This is a genomic window from Peribacillus sp. JNUCC 23 (genome assembly GCF_053653995.1).
Map to the genome: position 1 here is coordinate 804,912 of NZ_CM132202.1, position 18,596 is coordinate 823,507.

Below are 18,596 nucleotides of genomic sequence, written 5' to 3' on the forward strand. Positions count from 1 at the left end.
ACCGGAAACGATTGACTGAAAAATCAAGAACTTACTATAGGGGGATGAGGATGTAATGAAAGAAAAAATCTTAATCACGCCTAAATCATTTAAAAACTACAAAGAAAAGGCTCATAAGCTACTTCAGGAACATGGCTATGAGATCATCGAAAATAATTTGGGCAGAACGATGACGGAGGAAGAGATCATCGAGCTAGCCAATGATGATGTTGTCGGTATTATCATAGGTGTAGATCCACTTCCATCTAATGTTCTAGAACAATGCAAGAGCTTACGAGCAATCTCTAAATATGGGGTTGGTATGGATAATATTGATCTTAAAAAAGCAGACGAACTTGGAATCCTTGTAAAAAATGCGGTAGGAACGAATTCGATTTCAGTGGCTGAACATGCGATTGCTCTTATGTTCGCGGGTGCAAGACATTTACCGAGTATAGCCGCTGGAGTTAAAGCATATGGATGGGAACGAAGCATTGGCTTCGAGTTAACTAATAAAAACCTTGGTCTAGTTGGTGGCGGACAAATTGGAAAAGAGGTTGCCAAGAGAGCAGTTGGAATTGGTATGAAAGTTACAATCTATGATCCTTATTTTAATGACTTCGAATTCCTTGAAAAATATAATATCCAAACAGCCGACGAGTTATCAGAACTATTAAAAATGTCCGATATTATTTCCCTTCACTTGCCGGCAACGGAAGAGACAAAAGGGCTAATCAATGTTGAAACATTAAAACTAATGAAGCCAACTACCATCCTTATTAACACATCTCGTGGAGAACTCGTGGATGAAGCAGCGCTTTATCATGCGCTTGTTAATCAGGAGATAGCCGTTGCTGCACAGGATGTGTACTCTTCTGAACCACCAAAACAAGGGGATTTATTAGTGGCACTTCCAAATTTCATCTTAACACCGCATATTGGTGCTTTTACCTATGAGGCAGTGGAACGAATGGCAATGACTTCAACGGAAAATATCATCAATATGCTTGCTCAAAAGGAAGTTGCAAAATGAATAATGGCTTAGATTATTTAACTAGTGTACCGAATTCATCTAAGGGTTTAATTATTGAGAGCCAAGAGGATGTAAGTGGCAATGAGCAATCTTATCACCAAGTCATTACCACTGTAACTGGGCCAATAGCGTCGGAAGAAATCGGCTTTTGTCACAGTCATGAGCATCTTTTTTTAAAAAAAGGCCCAAATGCTGAAATAGATTCTTCTTTGCAAATAGATGATTTTGATAAAACCACTCAGGAACTGAATTTGTTTAAAGCGGTTGGTGGTACGACCGTAGTGGATGCCCAACCCATTGGAAGTGGCCGCCATAGTCAGTGGTTAATGGCTGCTTCGCAACAAACAGGTATTCAGGTCGTTGCTTCCACTGGGTTTCATAAATTAATGTTTTACTCTGAAAATCATTGGATTCGAACGGCAGATGTTGATACACTCACTGAACTATTTATAGATGAACTGGAAGACGGGATGTATGCAGATGGAGAAGATGCATGGCCTGTAGAAAAGATTGTGGCAAGGGCAGGTATTATTAAGACGGCCGCGGATTTTGAAGGTGTGGGAGGTCAATATTATCGGCTTTTCAAAGCTGCTTCCCAGGCAGCGATTGCTACTGGGACACCCATCATGAGTCACACTGAACTCGGGTATGGAGCTCTTGATCAGATTAAGCTGTTTACAGATTTAGGCGTTGCTCCAAGCCAATTAATCATCTGCCATTTAGACCGAAAAATGGATAACGTTGATTATATGCTTCATGTTGCGAGCACGGGGGTTTATTTGGAACTCGATACCATCGGACGATTTAAATATCATTCGGATGACGAAGAAGTAGAGCTGATTATTAAGCTGATTGAGGCAGGTTATGAAAATCAAATTTTACTCGGACTGGATTCCACCCGCAAGCGATTAAGAAGCTACGGTGGTGAACTCGGTTTGGATTATTTGGTCAAAAGCTTTTTGCCCAGACTCGAGTATAGTGGTGTATCAAAAGCCTTAATCCGAAAATTCATCCACGAAAACCCGGCAAAAGCATTCAGTAAACATATTTTTACAACATAAAACAGGAGAACAGAGAGGAGATTTTCCATTGAAATTACCAGAAAAAGCAACTCAGCCAACTATGTATTTTATCGGTGTAACTACCACGAAATCCTCCATCATGAAGCTTTTCCCTCTTTGGGCGGAAGCTTTAGGACTTGAAAAAGCGGTCTTAAAAGGGATTGATATCGATATTCATGCGGATCCTCAAGTCTATCGGGATGTGGTGCAGTTTATCAAGGATGATGAATTATCGCTAGGGGCCCTTGTAACTACCCATAAGATTGACCTTTATCATGCTGCTAAGGATCTCTTTGATTACCTTGATCCTTATGCAACCATGTTTGGTGAACTTTCTTCTATTTCCAAAAAGAATGGTAGGCTTGAAGGCTATGCAAAAGACCCTATTTCTAGCGGTTTAGCAATGGAAGCTTTTATTCCAGAAAACTATTGGAATGATCACGGTGGAGAATTGTTCATTATGGGAGCAGGCGGCAGTGCCATAGCGATTTGCTCCTACCTATTAGATCCTAAAAAAAGGGGAAACATCCCATCGAAAGTGGTAATCGCAAACCGTAGCCAACCGCGTCTTGATGAGATTGCACGAATTGTTCAAGAAATTAATCCTGATGTAGAAGCTGAATACCATTTAACACCAGAACAAGGCCAGAACGATGACCTGCTTGCTCAACTTAAACCGCATTCCCTAATAATAAATTCAACCGGGTTAGGAAAAGATCGACCAGGTTCACCATTAGCTGATAGCTGTAGGTTTCCTGAAGAGAGCTTAGTCTGGGAATTGAATTATCGGGGGGGGCTTGATTTCATGCATCAAGCACTAGCTCAAAAAGAAACAAAAGACCTTTATATAGAAGATGGCTGGATTTACTTCATCCACGGCTGGACGCAGGTTGTTGCTGAAGTCTTCCATATTGACATAACCGGATCTGTTTTCGACCGAATTGAACAAATTTCAAATGAAACAAGGTAAGTAATTTTCGAATGAACTCTATTGGTTTTATTAGAATGATAAACCCAATAACCAACTAAGCACATATGTGGTTCAACACTCTGAATGGATTAATGCTGAACTTTATGGCAGATGCAAATTTAATAAAATGAAAGAGTTAATATAAAAACAAACAGAGGTGACTTAAGGATGACTGAAAAAGTTTTAAAACCATTTACTATTGATTTTGATCTTATTACTGGCTACTCCCAAGCGAAAAATTCAACTAAGCGTCCGCTTTCGAAAATGAAGGGTATGTATGCAGATGACGTTGCTTTTGATTCAGCAATACAAAACGACGATCCGCTAGTCTATGAGTTTTACGAACTTGACCTACCAGAAACGCCAGGTAATCTATTATTCGGAACAAGTATCGTCTACCCAGGAAAAGTTGGCGATGAGTATTTTATGACGAAAGGTCACTTCCATACCATTTTAGACACAGGTGAAGTGTACTATTGCTTAAGTGGTTATGGAGCCATGTTAATGGAAAATCCGGAAGGGGATTGGGATATACAGTATTTCTCCCCAGGAAAAGCCGTCTATGTACCACCACGCTATGCACATAGAAGCATCAATCTTGGAAATGAGCCACTTGTGACGTTCTTTACATTCCGCGCAGATGCCGGTCATGACTACGGTACCATCGAAACCAAGGGATACAGAAAACTTGTTGTTGAAAGAGATGGAAAGCCTGAAATAATTGATAATCCAAAATGGAAAGAATAAGGGGCGTATACTATGAGTAATAAATGGGAAGTTATAAAAAAAATTACTGACTCAGGATTAGTTGTAGTTGTCCGGGCAAACGATGCGGATGAAGCGAAAAAAATTACCGAAGCCTGTCTAAAAGGAGGAGCAGCGGCGATTGAAATTACTTACACTGTTCCAGGTGCTACCCAAGTCATCGAAGAGTTGGCTAAAGAATACCAAAACGAGATTATTATTGGGGCCGGAACCGTATTAGATCCTGAAACTGCACGAATTGCTTTGCTTTCAGGTGCAGAATATGTTGTCAGTCCTTATCTCAATGAAGAAACTCTTAAACTGTGCAATCGATATCAAGTCCCATGTATGCCAGGTGTAATGACTGTTGATGGTGTGGTCAAAGCAATGGAACTTGGTGCTGACATTTTAAAAGTGTTCCCAGGGGAAGCCTTTGGACCAAATATTATCAAAGCAATTAAAGGTCCTCTACCTAAATCCAGTCTTATGCCAACAGGAGGTGTAAGCCTTGATAATGTAGGGCAATGGATTAAAGCAGGAGCTGTTGCTGTAGGTGCTGGAGGATCGCTCACTGCTAGTGCCAAAACTGGTGATTACAAAACCATTTCCTCATTAGCCGAACAGTTTGTCCAAAAAATAAAAGAGGCAAGATTAGAAAAAGCATTCTCGGGAAGATAAATATTAGCCAGGACCAGCACACGAAAACTTGAATAAAGTTAGCTAACAAATGGACACGGGATCATCATTAACCGTGTCCATTTGATTACCTTCGAATTTGGTTAATTTTTTTTGTAAGATAGTTCATATGGAAAACTGGTATGATTCTTAAAAATTTCTTAAACGACCATCTGCTTTAGGTGGTCGTTTAAGGATAGAAATGGTTGCATCCAGTATCTCTTATAAACCTTACTTAGATATATCACGCTAAAGCGTATTTTCAGAAGAGGGCAACTAATGGGACAGGTTACCTGTCCTTATGTCTCACGCAGTAGGAAAAGCCGGAAATGTCAAGCCTCGTTGGGTCAAAGAAGGCTTTAGACCAGATGTCATCGTAGTCGACCCACCAAGAACCGGCTGCGACCAAGCATTACTACACACGATTATGAAGGTAAAACCGAAGAAGATTGTGAATGTGTCTTGTAATCCATAAACATTGGCGAAGGATTTGCAGGAGTTGAGTAAGCTTTATAAGGTGGAGAGCATGCAGCCTGTGGATATGTTTCCACAGACTGTCCATGTTGAGGTTGTTACGGAGCTTAAGTTGAAATTGTAACGGAATAATAAACCCTTGCCATTCATAACAAACTCATAGCAAAATCAAAACAAAGTTCTGATATTCCTGTGGAAAATGTGGATTTGTGCAGGACTCTATTTTAAATGGTAGAATTTAGGTAGAGTGGGAATGCGGGTTTGAGAGGGATGGAGTAGCAATACAATAATATTTCTGAACAGAAATAATAATGCTAAACCCTTGCCGTATGGCAGGGTTTTTTAGGATTAATGGTAGTGAACCGTACCATAAGTAAATGAGGTATATAAAAAGACCTTTTATGTTTCTATCAATTAAACATAAAAGGTCTTAATTTTATTATTTTCCCTGTATTCATTGACCTATTTATATAGCCATACGTGCATAATAGATAATAATTGTTCCATGATTACTGGCTTACTAATATAATCTGAAGCACCTGCATCAATACATTGATCTCGATCATATTTCATTGCCTTCGCTGTAAGTGCAATAATAGGAAGATTATTGAATTCAGGAATTTGTCGTATAAATTGAATTGTCTGGAATCCATCCATCTTAGGCATCATAATATCCATGAGAATTAGTTCGATGTCTGGATTACTTTGTAAAATTGCGATACCTTCCTCTCCATTTTCCGCAAACAATACTTCAACTTGATAACTTTCAAGTGCTGATGATAATGCAAATATATTTCGGATATCATCATCAACTAAAAGTATTTTTCTGCCCTCTAACAATTCCCTTCTTTCAAGCAAACCTATCCATGGTTCACCATCTTGTAATCGAGTCACAGATGGGGCCGATGTTGCGGAACTGGAATCTTCAAAAAGCCCCGTAGCTATCTCTGCTTCAGCTAGCGATAATCTATTTGTGTTTATATTATTTTGATTCGGTAAAAATAAAGAAAAAATGCTTCCTTGGCCCACTGTACTTTCAACTTCAATAAAGCCACCTAATAAGTGAGAGATTTCCCGGCTAATGGAAAGTCCTAATCCTGTTCCGCCATATTTGCGGCTAATGGTTCCATCAGCTTGTTTAAAAGCGTCAAAAATAGTGCCTTGTTTTTCTGCTGGTATGCCAATTCCCGTATCCTTAACTGAAAATGCAAGTTCAATATCTAAATGAGTTAACGTCTGCAAGTTTGTAAGTGACTCTTTTTTTACTTTTTCAATGATGAATGAAACAGAACCATGGTCGGTAAATTTAAAGGCATTCGATAATAAATTTTTCAAAATTTGCTGTAAACGCTGCTTATCGGTATGAATCGATTTGGGCAAATTAGAATCAAGAAGAATGTTGAACTCTATATTTTTCTTACGTGCAACAGGGGTAAATTGTGCTTCCACAAAATCCTTAACGTCGCTAAGTAATACTTCATTAATATTAATTTCCATTTTCCCTGCTTCCACTTTTGCTATATCTAAAATGTCATTTATTAAATGTAACAGATCATTTCCTGAAGAAAAAATAGTTTCCGCATAATTGACTTGTTTTGAAGTCAGGTTTCCATGGGCATTTTCAGCTAGCAATTGGGCTAGAATCAGCAAGCTGTTGAGCGGTGTGCGCAGCTCGTGGGACATATTAGCAAGAAATTCTGATTTATATTGAGAACTAATGGCTAACTGTTGTGCCTTTTCTTCAAGAATGCTTTGTACTTGCTCTACCTCTTTTGTCTTCTGTTCAGACTGTTCAATTTGTACTTCAAGTTGCTCATTAACTGTTTTTAACTCTTCTTGCTGCAATTGAAGCTCTTCAGAGTGGCTTTGCAGTTCTTCTGTTAAAGCCTGTGACTCTTGGAGCAGCTTTTTAAACTGCATATTTCTTAGTATACTGTTTATATTGACACCGAGATTGTCCATTAATTCTTTTAGCAGCATTTGTTCTTCAGTATTAAAAGATTTAAATGAAGCTAATTCAATAACAGCTAAAACTTCTCCTTCAAATTTTACTGGTATAATCAAAATGGCTGATGGCGATGCTTTACCAACACCAGAAGTAATTTTAATATAATTCTCAGGCACTCGGTCTAGCAGAATCATACGATTCTCTAATGCGCACTGTCCTACAAGACCCTCTCCTAAACGAAAGCTCTCTGCACCAATGTTCTGTTGATTATAAGCATAAGCAGCTACTTTTTGGAAAAGCCTTTCAGTTCCTTCTTCATTTTTTATATAGAAAACCCCATAAGATCCTTCAACCATAGGCGTGACTTTTGATATGAACAGATTTGCTAAAGAGTTTAAATCAGCTATCCCTGAATGCATCGTAGCAATTTCAGCAATTTTTGTTTTTATCCAGCTTTGTTTCTCTGCAATATTTTTTAGTTCAATCAGTTCAAGTTGGGTCATTTCGAGTTCTTCTGTTCTAATTTTAAGTTGACGAACTAAGGACTCATTTTCAAAAATTGTAATGACTTGTCGAATGACAATAAATAAAAGAATAAATGCTCCACCTATTACAAAACTTGAGTAATCTTCTTTTTTGGTCATACCAAGAATGATGAAAATCAGCAAACTAAAATATGGTAATATATTAAACAGTCTGTAGAACGGTTTTTCATGCTCTTTTTTTTCTTGTGATAGATTATCCTTCATTTTGACAGAATAAAAACTTGATATACCTATTAATAATAGACAGAAATTCCATACTGGGTTTAAAGGTGACAAAAGATCAAATGTAGAAGTAATTGAATAGAATAACCAAAAACAATCTACAATGGTGTAAATAATCATTGCTATACCATTTAAAAATATGATTTTAGGCGAAAAAATCCCTTTATTAAAAAAGAAAAGCAACGCAATACTAAACATAACCCCTAAAATAGCTACCGGATAAGTGACCGAGATAATGAGTTTAAAAGTGGATATTTCAGAATTATGTAAAAATGGTTTTAAGAAATAAACCCACGATATTGTTGTTAACACAGTCATAAATATAAAGGAATTAAAAAAAAGTTGAATTGTTCGATATTTCACTTTTTTTGTAAATATTTTATAAATTACAGCAATACTGTATATAATACTAAACATGGCATAAAACAAATTATCCCAACCTGGGAATGGGTTGTACTCGTTTAAAACAAACTGGTGGTATCTCCATATTATTTCCCCAATAAATTGACTAAATAATGCGAGGCAGAGAATGAGCCAAAATCTTTTCTCCTCTTTTTCCTTTATATGATAACTGGCTATACCTATAAATGTAATTGCAATCAATGGACCTAAAATTGCAATTAATCCAATTCCTAATAGGTTTGTTGGCCATAGTACAATCAACAAATAATAAACGAATGTATAGACCAATGTAATTAATATTGAAGGTTTCTTGAATTTCTCCAATGAGTTTCATCTCCTTTCATCGTTTAGGGGTTTTTCTAAAAGATAATTATTTTAATAGTTTAAACCATTTGAAAATTGAGAATATTTAATGCGCATGATCATTGACGGCCCTTGATTCGATAAAGAACTGTACAATTAATGTGTAATATATACGGAATAACGCCTTTCTTAAATTTTACCAAAATACTGCAATTAAAAAAATTATATTGAATCAATTTTACCCTTAGAGCCTTAAGGACCATAGGGAACAAAAAAAGGAGTACCTCCCCAGAATGTAGAAATAAGTAGTCACCACAACAAACTTATAAGACTGGAGGAAGACCCCCTATGGACTATTATACGGCAAGGAAGCCTATTTGGACTACAAGGATTATTTGATTTAGAACCTACCCACCGTTTTGAGGCTATTTTTTCTAACATCGACATTGATCCGATCTTCGCTGTGGTAACGAAGAAATCGTATTTTGGTAGACCTGTTGAACTGAACTACGCAGCTACGATTTCCTCACTTGAGACCAAAAAAATCCTGAATTTTATATGAAACTGTTAAGCAACAGCAAAATAAGAAGAGCGTGTAAGTGGGTATTCTGGCTAATGTGTTTTAAGACACTTTTCTGAATTTTACGGTTTCAAAGCTTTATCCTTATAACTACTTTAGTAGTAATTGATTTCATATGCATGACGTTTTATGCAGGGGAAAATCTATAAAAGGGGATAACAGTAAGAAGAAGCAGAGAGACATTGCTCTCCACTTCGCTTCACACTATACCGATTAGTCGGGGACATTCGATTTATATCATTCTTCTTAAATCATGATAGTTTTGCAAAAGAGCTGTCCATATGGATCACCTAATGTTTTGAATTGGCACTGCGCCTGATCGGCGGCGTTCAAGTTCTATGTCCATTTCTGCCCGTTTATTATCGAGCTTGTAGGGAATTATGGTGATTGCGATTAGTACACAGATGACAAGTGGTATCCAGATAAAGCTTATTTCAATATAATTTAAAGCGGTTTCAGTTTGTTTAGCATTCGGAATATAACCGCCCATTTTCAAAATAACGCCTACAATTGCACTCCCAAGGCCTAGGCTTACTTTTACAAAAAATCCTTGGAAAGCGGCAATCATCCCCGCAATACTTCGATTATTTTTGTACTCTGAATAATCAATTACATCTGGCTGAATCGCAAAAGTGGTGCCGAAGATGCCATAGATTCCAAGCCCGGTAATGGCTAAACCGGCAATCAGCAAGCCAGGTGATGACTTTCCAAAATAAATGACAAAATCTCCAACAATATAAATAGCTGTACTTAAAAGCAATACATTTTTCTTCGGCATTTTCTTCTGCAACCAGGGCAATATTAGCAGTATGGGCAGACCAGAGAGAATACCGAAAAGTCCTACAAACGTCAGCCAATCCGTACGGCCCAAATTGTATGTGAAATAGTAGATAACGGTTGTATTTCTAATGACAAAAAGACCAAAATAGAGAAAATTCAAGATAAAGAAAATAACGGCAGGGCCAGTCAATCCTTTAAAATCCTGTTTAAAAGAGGATTTCCCAGGTTGAACGGTTGGCGGAACCACCTCTTTCGTATTTATGAAGGTAAACACAAATACGAGCACTGCGACAATGCCATAAACGGTCATCGTAATGAAATAACCTTTTTGGTTATCTCCTTGACCGAAGAAATTCACCATTGGCGTCGTAATCGACATAACTAAAGCGGTTCCAATTAACGCGCAAATCATACGAGTCGATACTAACCAGTTTCGCTCGTGGTTATCAGAAGTTAACCTCGGTACAATCGTATTTAACGGGATATTAACCACCGTATAAGCAATATTCAACAAGCAATATGTGATATACGCCCAGAGAATTTTTCCTGACATACTAAAATCGGGAACCATAAAGGTCATGATCGTAAAGACAGCAAACGGAATGGCTCCAATTATGAAGTAGGGTCTTCCTTGTCCCCATCTAGTCCGAGTTCGGTCAACCAATAATCCCATTCCGGTATCGGCAAAAGCATCAATGATTTTGGTTACTAGCATTAAGGTACCAGCAACGGTTGCGGAGATTCCAAAGACATCTGTATAAAAAAACAACAGGTAAGACGCCATTGTACTAAATACGAGGTTGCAGGCGAAGTCGCCCGCCCCGTATCCAATTCTTTTTTTCCATTTATTCATTGTTATCACATATCCTTATTTTAAAATTGGTAAAGCATATGCTCAAATTATGTTGCAGAAAGTCTTGTCAACGTTTTCATATTAGACTTTAAATTTTGATAGATTGATTTATAAACTTGGTAATAGTCATTATATATCCTATGATTCTCTTTATTTGGCATGATTTTTTGATCGAGAACCTGCCATTTCTTCACATCTTCATAAGAGAGAAGACCTGTACCAATACCAGCAAGCATGACATCGCCCATATTTGCTTCTACATCATGAATCGGGCAGACCACTGGATAGCCTGTGACATCAGCGAAGATTTGTCTCCACAATTTTGAATTTGTTACACCACCGGCAAGTAAGATATATTCGCCTATATTTTCTCCGGTCGCTTCAATCGCATCTCGTAGAGAAAAGGCAACCGCTTCCAGAAAGGCACGATAAATATGAGCCTTTGTATGTGCCAATGAAAGTCCCACGATGGTACCTTTTGCATCAGAATCCCAAATAGGACTTCGTTCTCCCATAAAGTAAGGAAGGACAACCAACCCTTCGCTTCCAACTGGAATGTCTGCGGCCTGTTCATTTAACACATCATAGGCATTTTTTCCGCCTTCTTTTTCTGTTTCCAATTCATATTGACACATCGTCTGACGGAACCATTTTACAATCGCTCCAGCTGTAGCTCCTCCGGCAAAATAATAGGAAAGTCTTTTCGCATCAAATAAATACGGCCAAACAATCAAATCTTTCCCTTTCACTGGTTGATCAGATATTAAGGCTGCGCACATCGAAGTTCCAATGGCCGCTGCATAAATACCAGATTCAAATACGCCTAGGCCGATATTGGCAGCACCGCTGTCAATCCCACTGGCGACCACAGGCATTCCTTCTGAAAGGCCCAGCTCCTCCGCGGCTTCTTTGGTCAATCCACCGACAATATCGGTTGATTCCACGATTTTCTCCGGCATCATCGACAGCGGAATTCCCATCGCATCCATCATTTCTTTAGACCAGGTTCGGTTATTCATATCAAAAATCCCGCCGATATTTCCTGCAGAGGAATAATCAATGGCAATTTGTCCGGTCAGTTTATAGATTACATAATCGTTGGGCGGGAGAAAGAGCCTGGTTTTCTGCCAATTTTCCGGTTCGTGATTTTTCATCCATAACATTTTGGTATAGCCGTAATAGGGGTCAGCTCCATTATGGGTAACTTCGCGGAGTCTTTCTTCTCCAATATGATCTAAGACCCACTTTGTTTCCGCTTCGGCTCTTCGGTCCATCCAAATCATGCACGGCCTAACTGGTTCCATGTTTTCGTCCAATGGAATTCCTGAACCCCCATAAAGCCCGCTAATGGCGATTCCACGGATTTTCCCCGCAGGTACTCCTGACTTTTGTACCGTGTTTTTAATCGATGTTTTCGTTGCATCCAGCCATACATCCGGCCACTGCTCTGCCCATAATGATTTTGGGGTTAGCACATCGTATTCTTGTAAATCTTGAGCGATTAAATTTCCTTCCGTGTCCATTAGGATTGTTTTGGTACCGGATGTTCCGATATCTGTACCGAGTAAGTAATTCATAGATGCTTCCTCCCGAATTATTAATCTATTAAATGCAAGTGAAAGCTCCATCGATGGTAAAGTCAGATCCTGTAGTAAAGCTGCTCGTGTCTCCTGCCAGATAAACACAAATGGACTGAAGCTCTTCTGGTCTACCCATTCGGTGAAGCGGTGCCATTTCATTCCACTGTTCGATCAATGGCTGTAAGTTTGGAGAATTTAAGGTAAGTTCTGTTCCGATATATCCTGGACTGATACAATTTACCCGTACATTTCTTGTTGCCCATTCTACTGCCAGCGATTTGGTTAACTGGATGACACCTGCTTTAGATGCGTTGTACGAGCACTGTGGTTGCGGCACATTTACAATATGTCCTGACATCGAAGCCGTATTAATAATCGAACCGCCACCTTGTTTTAACATGACTTTTCCCGCTGCTTGTGCTGTTAAAAATACACCGGTAAGATTAATATCAATGACTTTTTTCCACTGTTCATAGGTCATTTCCTCTGCTGGCACATTCATGCAGATTCCAGCATTACAAAAAGCAACATCTAAACGACCAAATGCTTTTAGGATGGTTTCGATCATGGCATCTACATCTGCTGGGTTGGTGACATCTGTCTTGATGGCAATTGACTTAATTCCATTATTTTTTTCAAGTTCCTGAGCTGTCTTGGTGGCTTCCTCAATATCCAGGTCCACAATCGCTATATCTGCTCCTGCTTCAGCAAAAGCCGTTGCCACACTTTTACCAATACCTCTTGCCCCTCCTGTTACAAAAATCTTCTTTCCGTCCAATCTCATTTTTTCAATAATCCCCATTTTTCCCAAATCCCTTTTTGTTAATTTATTTTGTAAAACAGTTTTATAAAATACATTTACATAATAAAACTATTTTCTCTGATAGTCAATATATACAAAATTTATAATTGGCAGATACTTTATGACAAAGCTGTGATTGTATCCGTTCTTGTGATATATTTGAAGAGTTAAAGTAAGTGTTTTTATAAAATTAGTTTATATAATGGGGTGTTTTTTTCATGGACAATAGCATCACGTTTAAAGATATAAAAAAAAGCAATTATTCATCGATTTACCACCTCATTTTTCAAAATGAGAAGCTTTCGAAACAAGAAATTGCTAATCAACTTCATTTGAGTTTACCAACGGTCACCCAGAATCTCGTTCGTTTGGAAAAGGAAAAATTGATTGAGAAGAGCGGGCAGTTTGAATCTTCTGTGGGAAGGCGTGCAACAGCTTATGCCATTTGCCCTCAGGCTCGGATTAGCATTGGGGTAGAGATTCAGAAGAGGACCGTACAGATTCTGGCCATTGATTTGCGTGGTCATGCTTTTTTGCAAGAGAGACTAGCGATGGATTATGCCAATGAAGATCGTTATTATAAAGAGTTAAGTCAAGCTGTACAATCTTTCATCTCGTCACTCGATGTGACAAATGAGCAGGTTCTAGGTATTGGTTTTGCCGTACAAGGATTAACGTCAAATGACGGGAAAAAAATCACATATGGAAAAATCTTAATTGCTACAGGATTAGATATTGAAGTATTTTCAAAGTATCTCCCTTACCCATGTATGTTTTTACATGATGCTAAGTGTGCGGCAACAACAGAGTTGTGGGTAAGAAATGATATTGGCGATGCAGTCTATCTATCGATTGGTCCACACCTTGGGGGTGCGATTATCATAAATAGTCAAATTTATATGGGGAAAGAAGGGCATAGTGGAACGGTCGAACATATGACGATTATTCCTGATGGTCCTACTTGCTACTGCGGGAAAAAAGGATGCATGGAAACGATTAGCTCTGTTCATGCACTTCTAGATGATGATGAAACATTAGATTTCTTTTTTCTACAGGTCCGTTCCAGAATTCCTTCTTATGTGAAGAGGTGGAATTCTTTTTTAGATCATTTAGCCATTTCCATCAACAATATCCATCTTGTTTTGAACAGTGAATTTATTCTAGGCGGTTATTTATCTCCTTATTTAACGGCAGATGATATCGAAACACTTCATGAAAAAGTAAACGAAAAAACGGCATTTCCTAGCAATGACCCATTTATTTATATCAGCCGTTCACTGGCAAATGGAGTACCCATTGGTGCTGCTATCCCATTTATTCAATCATTTTTGAATGAAATTTAATGGGATTAATATGTATCTTTCTTAATCAAAATGAAACAAGGGAACTGTCTCTAAATAGCATGGACTACTGAAGATTTATTCGAAAAAGCAGAAATCGCAGTTTTAAAAGAGATAGTGATGCAGGGAATCAAAGGGCACAGGTGATGACATGATACATACCTACTTAGGTGAAACAATACGTTTTGAAATCAAATACAAAAATCGTACATCTATAGGGATTATAATAGATAGTTATGGAAATATTGAAGTTCAGGCTCCGAAAGGGACACCTAATGGCAGAGTACTTCAGTTATTAGAGGATAAGTGGGATCTTATTCAGCAAAAATTAAAAGAAATGCGGGATAGACTGCAAGGACCACAGAAAAAGGTCTATGAGTATGGTGAGAGTTTTCTTTATATGGGAAAGACCTATCCAATAGAGATCTTTCAAGATATAAATATAACGCAAGACCATGTAGTGTTTAAAGAAGAAAAGTTACATATTTATGTAAAGCGGTCTGACACTGAAAAAATGAAACAAGCTGTAAAACGATTTTATTACCAGGAGTGCAAGGGATTAGTGGAGAAGAGCATATCTTCCTATCAGTGGAATTTCAAAACAAAACCACGTTCTGTTCGTATTACGGATAGTAATACTACCTGGGGCACCTGTGATTCAAATCGGCAGTTAACGTTTAATTGGAGACTGGCAATGGCACCACGGGAGGTAATCGACTATGTAGTCGTTCATGAAATGTGCCATATGGTTCATATGAATCACGACCGATCCTTCTGGCGCCTTGTTGGAAAAATGATGCCTGATTATAAGGAAAAGGAAAGCTGGCTGACTTTATCAGGATGGAAAATGACCATCTAGTAGTCCATTTAGCTAGTTACAAAATGCAAATGAACAAGTTAAACATGTGGATAGTATATTTCCACATACACACAACACATGTGGAGTGTTGTGTGTTGCTTACATCGAATTTGTAACTAACCAATAAACTCACTATGCAGTCACAATAAACATTTCCGATTTATCTTTCGAGTGAGAAAAAAGATTTCGTAAAAAAGACAGGGCAACCTACGAGGGATGCCTTTTTGTTTTTTGTAGACTCGGAAAACTTTATTCGAATTCAAGAAAAAGCGTGAAAAAAGAGCCGAAGAATGATTCCATGGGGGCAATGTAATGCTTGTGTGATACAAAGGCACAAAGTGAATCTATTGGGTAATAATTTAACAAAGAGTTACTTTTTTGGCTATTGTTACTTTCTATTATTAGAACACCCACCAACATCCATGTGTTGCCACATACACTCCGCACCTGTAATTGTAGTAGTACGGCTCCTGAACTAAGTTTCCAACGTAATGAGGGTTAGTTAAGATTAGTTTAAACGTGGAATCATTCCACTTAACACCGGCAATCAAGTGGTTATTTATAGGGGCTTTTCAGAAGTTTCGCGACTTTTTGGAGGCCTTTATTTCATAGCTATTTCAAGGAAGAGCAGAGAATAAAACTTAATTTTACCTCATAATAAAATGTGTTGTCAATAAGGAATTTGCAATATTTTCAAAAAATGTTATAATAGTCTTACAATTGTTTTTTTAATCGTATTCCGAATTCCGCTGTATTTTTTTGCAGATAGAATTATGGATACGTTTTTTTAATCTCCTTTTTTAAACCGAAGAAAAATACAAATAGTTGTGTGAGCTTTAAAGGAAGTTAGTTGAATAAAATTATTAATTTACTATCTAATAGTAACTGAGTTTTTATTCTACAAGGAGGACTAGAATAATGAATCTAATCAATAAGAAAGTTACACACGAGCGCTTTGGCATGGGTAGTATAGTTAACCATAATGAATCTAGTATTGAAATACATTTCGCATCCGAAAATAAAAAGTTTGTTTTCCCCGACGTATTTGAAAAGCATCTAAAACTACATGATAAAAGTGTTGCTAATTCACTTGAAAAGATTATACAAAAAAAGGAAATGGAGCGAAATGAGGAAGAATGGAAGAAGGAAGAGGAAAAAAAACTACAAAGAAAAAACCAGGAACTTCGCTTAGAGCATGAAAAACTTATGAAAAATCATAAACTTCATCCTGAATCACAAATAGTTTTTTGGTGTGACAGAGAAGAACAGAATCGTTCTTTTTCAGAGTGGAAGGTTTTTTCAGGCGTAATAAAAAGTGGTAATAACAAGGGAAAGCCAAACAAACCCATCCGCTTGCACCAAAATAGCGCTGTCCTGTTAACTGCAATAGATTCCAGCATGCCTGAAAAAGACCGACGTATCTTAGGTGTCTATATGGTGAATGAAGATTTTATCGGGAAGCTTTGTGAAGATGGATATATTCCTGCTCATTCAAAATACAGACTCCAACTTACAGAACAGGAATCGGATCAGATGCTTTTTTGGGAATATTATGTAAATGAAAAATCCCCCCAAAAAATGACATGGAATACAGGTAAATACCGTTATTTTGATAATTCATGGATGGCTCAAATTTTGCTTGATATAGTTTCGTTGAAAAGTGACCCAAAGGAACGAGAGCTGGCACAACAATTTTTTGAACATTTTTGTAAAATGAATCAGATAACAGATCAGGAGTTACCAAAGCCTAATGGCACATTAATGCGTATTTAGACGTTAGCCCAAAGATAATAAGAATGACAGGGGACTGACCCATTTTTCCGACCCATCACTAATGGCGAACAGTGCCTGGCTATTGTAAAGCGGTCGCGTAGTTGAAGTTGGTATAATAGAAAAAACAGATGATATAGAAAAAATCTATACCATCTGTTTTTTTGTTTATAAAAATACCATTTAGGACCGATTTTCGTTAAAATAAATATTGTCGAATTTCACAATAGTTTTTCACAAATAATAAATGTCCACATGCACTTGTGTTTGATAATAAGTTATTAAGCATGATATAAGTGTAAAAGAAGTGGAATATTTGGCATTCTATTTTTTGACCGAGAGTTTGAAGTTGTATCCATAGTGAGAGGATTTGAGTTTGAAATGATAGATAATTTTTGGCGTGATTTACCACGACCATTTTTTGTACTTGCACCAATGGAAGATGTGACAGATGTTGTTTTTCGTCACGTAGTAAGTAAAGCCGGTCGACCGGATGTATTTTTCACAGAGTTTACAAACTCGGATAGCTATTGTCATCCAGAGGGCATGAAAAGTGTGCGTGGCCGTTTGACTTTTACAGAAGATGAACAGCCAATGGTGGCGCATATTTGGGGGGATAATCCCGAATATTTTCGTCAAATGAGTATTGGCATGGCAGAGCTAGGATTTAAAGGCATCGATATTAATATGGGCTGTCCTGTACCGAATGTGGCATCGAGAGGGAAAGGTAGTGGCCTTATTCTGCGTCCAGACGTTGCGGCAGAACTTATTCAAGCAGCAAAAGCGGGCGGACTGCCTGTTAGCGTGAAAACACGACTTGGCGATAAGGATGTAAATGAGTGGGAGGAGTGGCTAACGCATATTTTAAAACAGGATATTGCGAATCTTTCTATTCATTTACGTACAAGAAAGGAAATGAGCCAAGTAGATGCGCATTGGGAGCTAATTCCGGAAATTAAAAAATTACGTGACCGTATCGCACCAAATACGCTACTAACAATCAATGGAGACATTCCTGACCGTCAAACTGGGCTGCAGCTTGCTGAACAATATGGTATTGATGGCGTTATGATCGGGCGAGGTATTTTTAAAAATCCTTTTGCTTTTGAAAAAGAGCCAAAAGAGCATAGCAGTAAAGAATATCTTGATCTATTAAGACTGCAGCTTGATCTTCAAGATCAATATGCGGAAGTACTGCCACGTTCAATCACAGGGCTTCATCGCTTTTTCAAAATTTATGTCAAAGGATTCCGTGGAGCTGGTGAATTAAGAAATCAATTGATGAACACGAAATCAACAGATGAAGTGCGTGCATTGCTTGATAACTTTGGAAAAGAATGTTGATGGGACCGGGACAGTGAAATGATGTAACTCTCAAAAGTTAGAGAAAAAATGAATCATATCAACTCATGTGTCCTTATTTTATTCAGTTTCAAGTTCCTTTGCGACCGGCAACTTTTGTTTTGATATAGTCTGTTTTCTGAAAGAAAAAGGTCTTAAGAATGTAATAAACCCACCAGCACCCTTGTGTTGCGACATACACTCGACGCATGTCGAGTGTATCCCACAGCTCATTTTAAAAGAAGGCAACGAACCCTTGTGGGTGTTGCCTTTTAACGTTTCCTGCAACGTATGAACACTTCCATTTGACTGACCCGAGTATAAACTGAAGCGTT

Annotated in this window: 13 protein-coding genes and 2 pseudogenes; 11 read left to right on the top strand and 4 right to left on the bottom strand. The window is 37.9% G+C overall.

Features of this window, described 5'->3' with window-relative positions:
* Positions 1–55: 55 nt before the first annotated feature.
* The 6 genes and pseudogenes from JNUCC23_RS03935 to JNUCC23_RS03960 form a co-directional block, all read left to right on the top strand.
* Entirely contained in the window at positions 56–1,012 is a 957-nt protein-coding gene (locus JNUCC23_RS03935) for a phosphoglycerate dehydrogenase (RefSeq protein WP_454214418.1), read from the top strand.
* Positions 1,009–2,073 carry a phosphotriesterase family protein gene (locus tag JNUCC23_RS03940; RefSeq protein WP_454214420.1) on the top strand — a complete coding sequence of 355 codons (1,065 nt, stop codon included), beginning with the start codon at positions 1,009–1,011 and terminating at the stop codon, positions 2,071–2,073. Before JNUCC23_RS03935 ends, JNUCC23_RS03940 begins: the two co-directional genes overlap by 4 nt.
* A gap of 28 nt (positions 2,074–2,101) precedes the next feature.
* A complete protein-coding gene (locus JNUCC23_RS03945; RefSeq protein ID WP_454214422.1) occupies positions 2,102–3,043 on the top strand; it encodes a shikimate dehydrogenase family protein in 942 nt (313 codons plus the stop codon).
* A gap of 168 nt (positions 3,044–3,211) precedes the next feature.
* Positions 3,212–3,790 carry a glucose-6-phosphate isomerase gene (locus JNUCC23_RS03950; RefSeq protein ID WP_454214424.1) on the top strand — a complete coding sequence of 193 codons (579 nt, stop codon included), beginning with the start codon at positions 3,212–3,214 and terminating at the stop codon, positions 3,788–3,790.
* Positions 3,791–3,802: 12 nt separating this feature from the next.
* On the top strand, positions 3,803–4,465 hold the full coding sequence (locus JNUCC23_RS03955) for a bifunctional 2-keto-4-hydroxyglutarate aldolase/2-keto-3-deoxy-6-phosphogluconate aldolase (RefSeq protein WP_403074490.1): 663 nt from the start codon (positions 3,803–3,805) through the stop codon (positions 4,463–4,465).
* A 304-nt stretch (positions 4,466–4,769) separates the two neighbouring features.
* Positions 4,770–5,060, top strand: a pseudogene (locus JNUCC23_RS03960) (23S rRNA (uracil(1939)-C(5))-methyltransferase RlmD); the annotation flags it as partial.
* Between the two features lie 338 nt (positions 5,061–5,398).
* Here the strand turns inward: JNUCC23_RS03960 and JNUCC23_RS03965 are convergent.
* Positions 5,399–8,377: a response regulator gene (locus JNUCC23_RS03965; RefSeq protein ID WP_454214426.1), complete on the bottom strand. Its 2,979-nt coding sequence runs from the start codon at positions 8,375–8,377 to the stop codon at positions 5,399–5,401.
* Positions 8,378–8,687: 310 nt separating this feature from the next.
* Here JNUCC23_RS03965 and JNUCC23_RS03970 point away from each other — a divergent pair.
* Positions 8,688–8,915 (top strand): annotated as a pseudogene (locus JNUCC23_RS03970) (hypothetical protein); the annotation flags it as partial.
* A 307-nt stretch (positions 8,916–9,222) separates the two neighbouring features.
* Here JNUCC23_RS03970 and JNUCC23_RS03975 read toward each other — a convergent pair.
* Genes JNUCC23_RS03975 through JNUCC23_RS03985 form a run of 3 tightly spaced genes read right to left on the bottom strand, consistent with a single transcriptional unit; the run spans position 9,223 to position 12,951 of the window.
* Positions 9,223–10,569 (bottom strand): MFS transporter, encoded by a 1,347-nt coding sequence (locus JNUCC23_RS03975; RefSeq protein ID WP_454214428.1) that lies wholly within the window; start codon positions 10,567–10,569, stop codon positions 9,223–9,225.
* A 47-nt stretch (positions 10,570–10,616) separates the two neighbouring features.
* Complete coding sequence (locus JNUCC23_RS03980) at positions 10,617–12,146, bottom strand: FGGY-family carbohydrate kinase (protein WP_454214430.1); 1,530 nt, start codon at positions 12,144–12,146, stop codon at positions 10,617–10,619.
* Between the two features lie 28 nt (positions 12,147–12,174).
* A complete protein-coding gene (locus tag JNUCC23_RS03985) occupies positions 12,175–12,951 on the bottom strand; it encodes an SDR family oxidoreductase (protein WP_454214432.1) in 777 nt (258 codons plus the stop codon).
* A gap of 218 nt (positions 12,952–13,169) precedes the next feature.
* Here JNUCC23_RS03985 and JNUCC23_RS03990 point away from each other — a divergent pair, with 218 nt between their 5' ends.
* From JNUCC23_RS03990 to JNUCC23_RS04005, 4 genes are all read left to right on the top strand, one after another.
* Positions 13,170–14,294 carry an ROK family protein gene (locus JNUCC23_RS03990; RefSeq protein ID WP_454214434.1) on the top strand — a complete coding sequence of 375 codons (1,125 nt, stop codon included), beginning with the start codon at positions 13,170–13,172 and terminating at the stop codon, positions 14,292–14,294.
* Between the two features lie 148 nt (positions 14,295–14,442).
* Positions 14,443–15,150, top strand: coding sequence for a M48 family metallopeptidase (locus JNUCC23_RS03995; RefSeq protein ID WP_454214436.1), 708 nt, complete (start codon positions 14,443–14,445; stop codon positions 15,148–15,150).
* A gap of 918 nt (positions 15,151–16,068) precedes the next feature.
* Positions 16,069–16,923, top strand: coding sequence for a malate synthase (locus JNUCC23_RS04000; protein WP_454214437.1), 855 nt, complete (start codon positions 16,069–16,071; stop codon positions 16,921–16,923).
* A 378-nt stretch (positions 16,924–17,301) separates the two neighbouring features.
* A complete protein-coding gene (locus tag JNUCC23_RS04005) occupies positions 17,302–18,264 on the top strand; it encodes a tRNA dihydrouridine synthase (RefSeq protein WP_403074468.1) in 963 nt (320 codons plus the stop codon).
* Positions 18,265–18,596 lie beyond the last annotated feature (332 nt).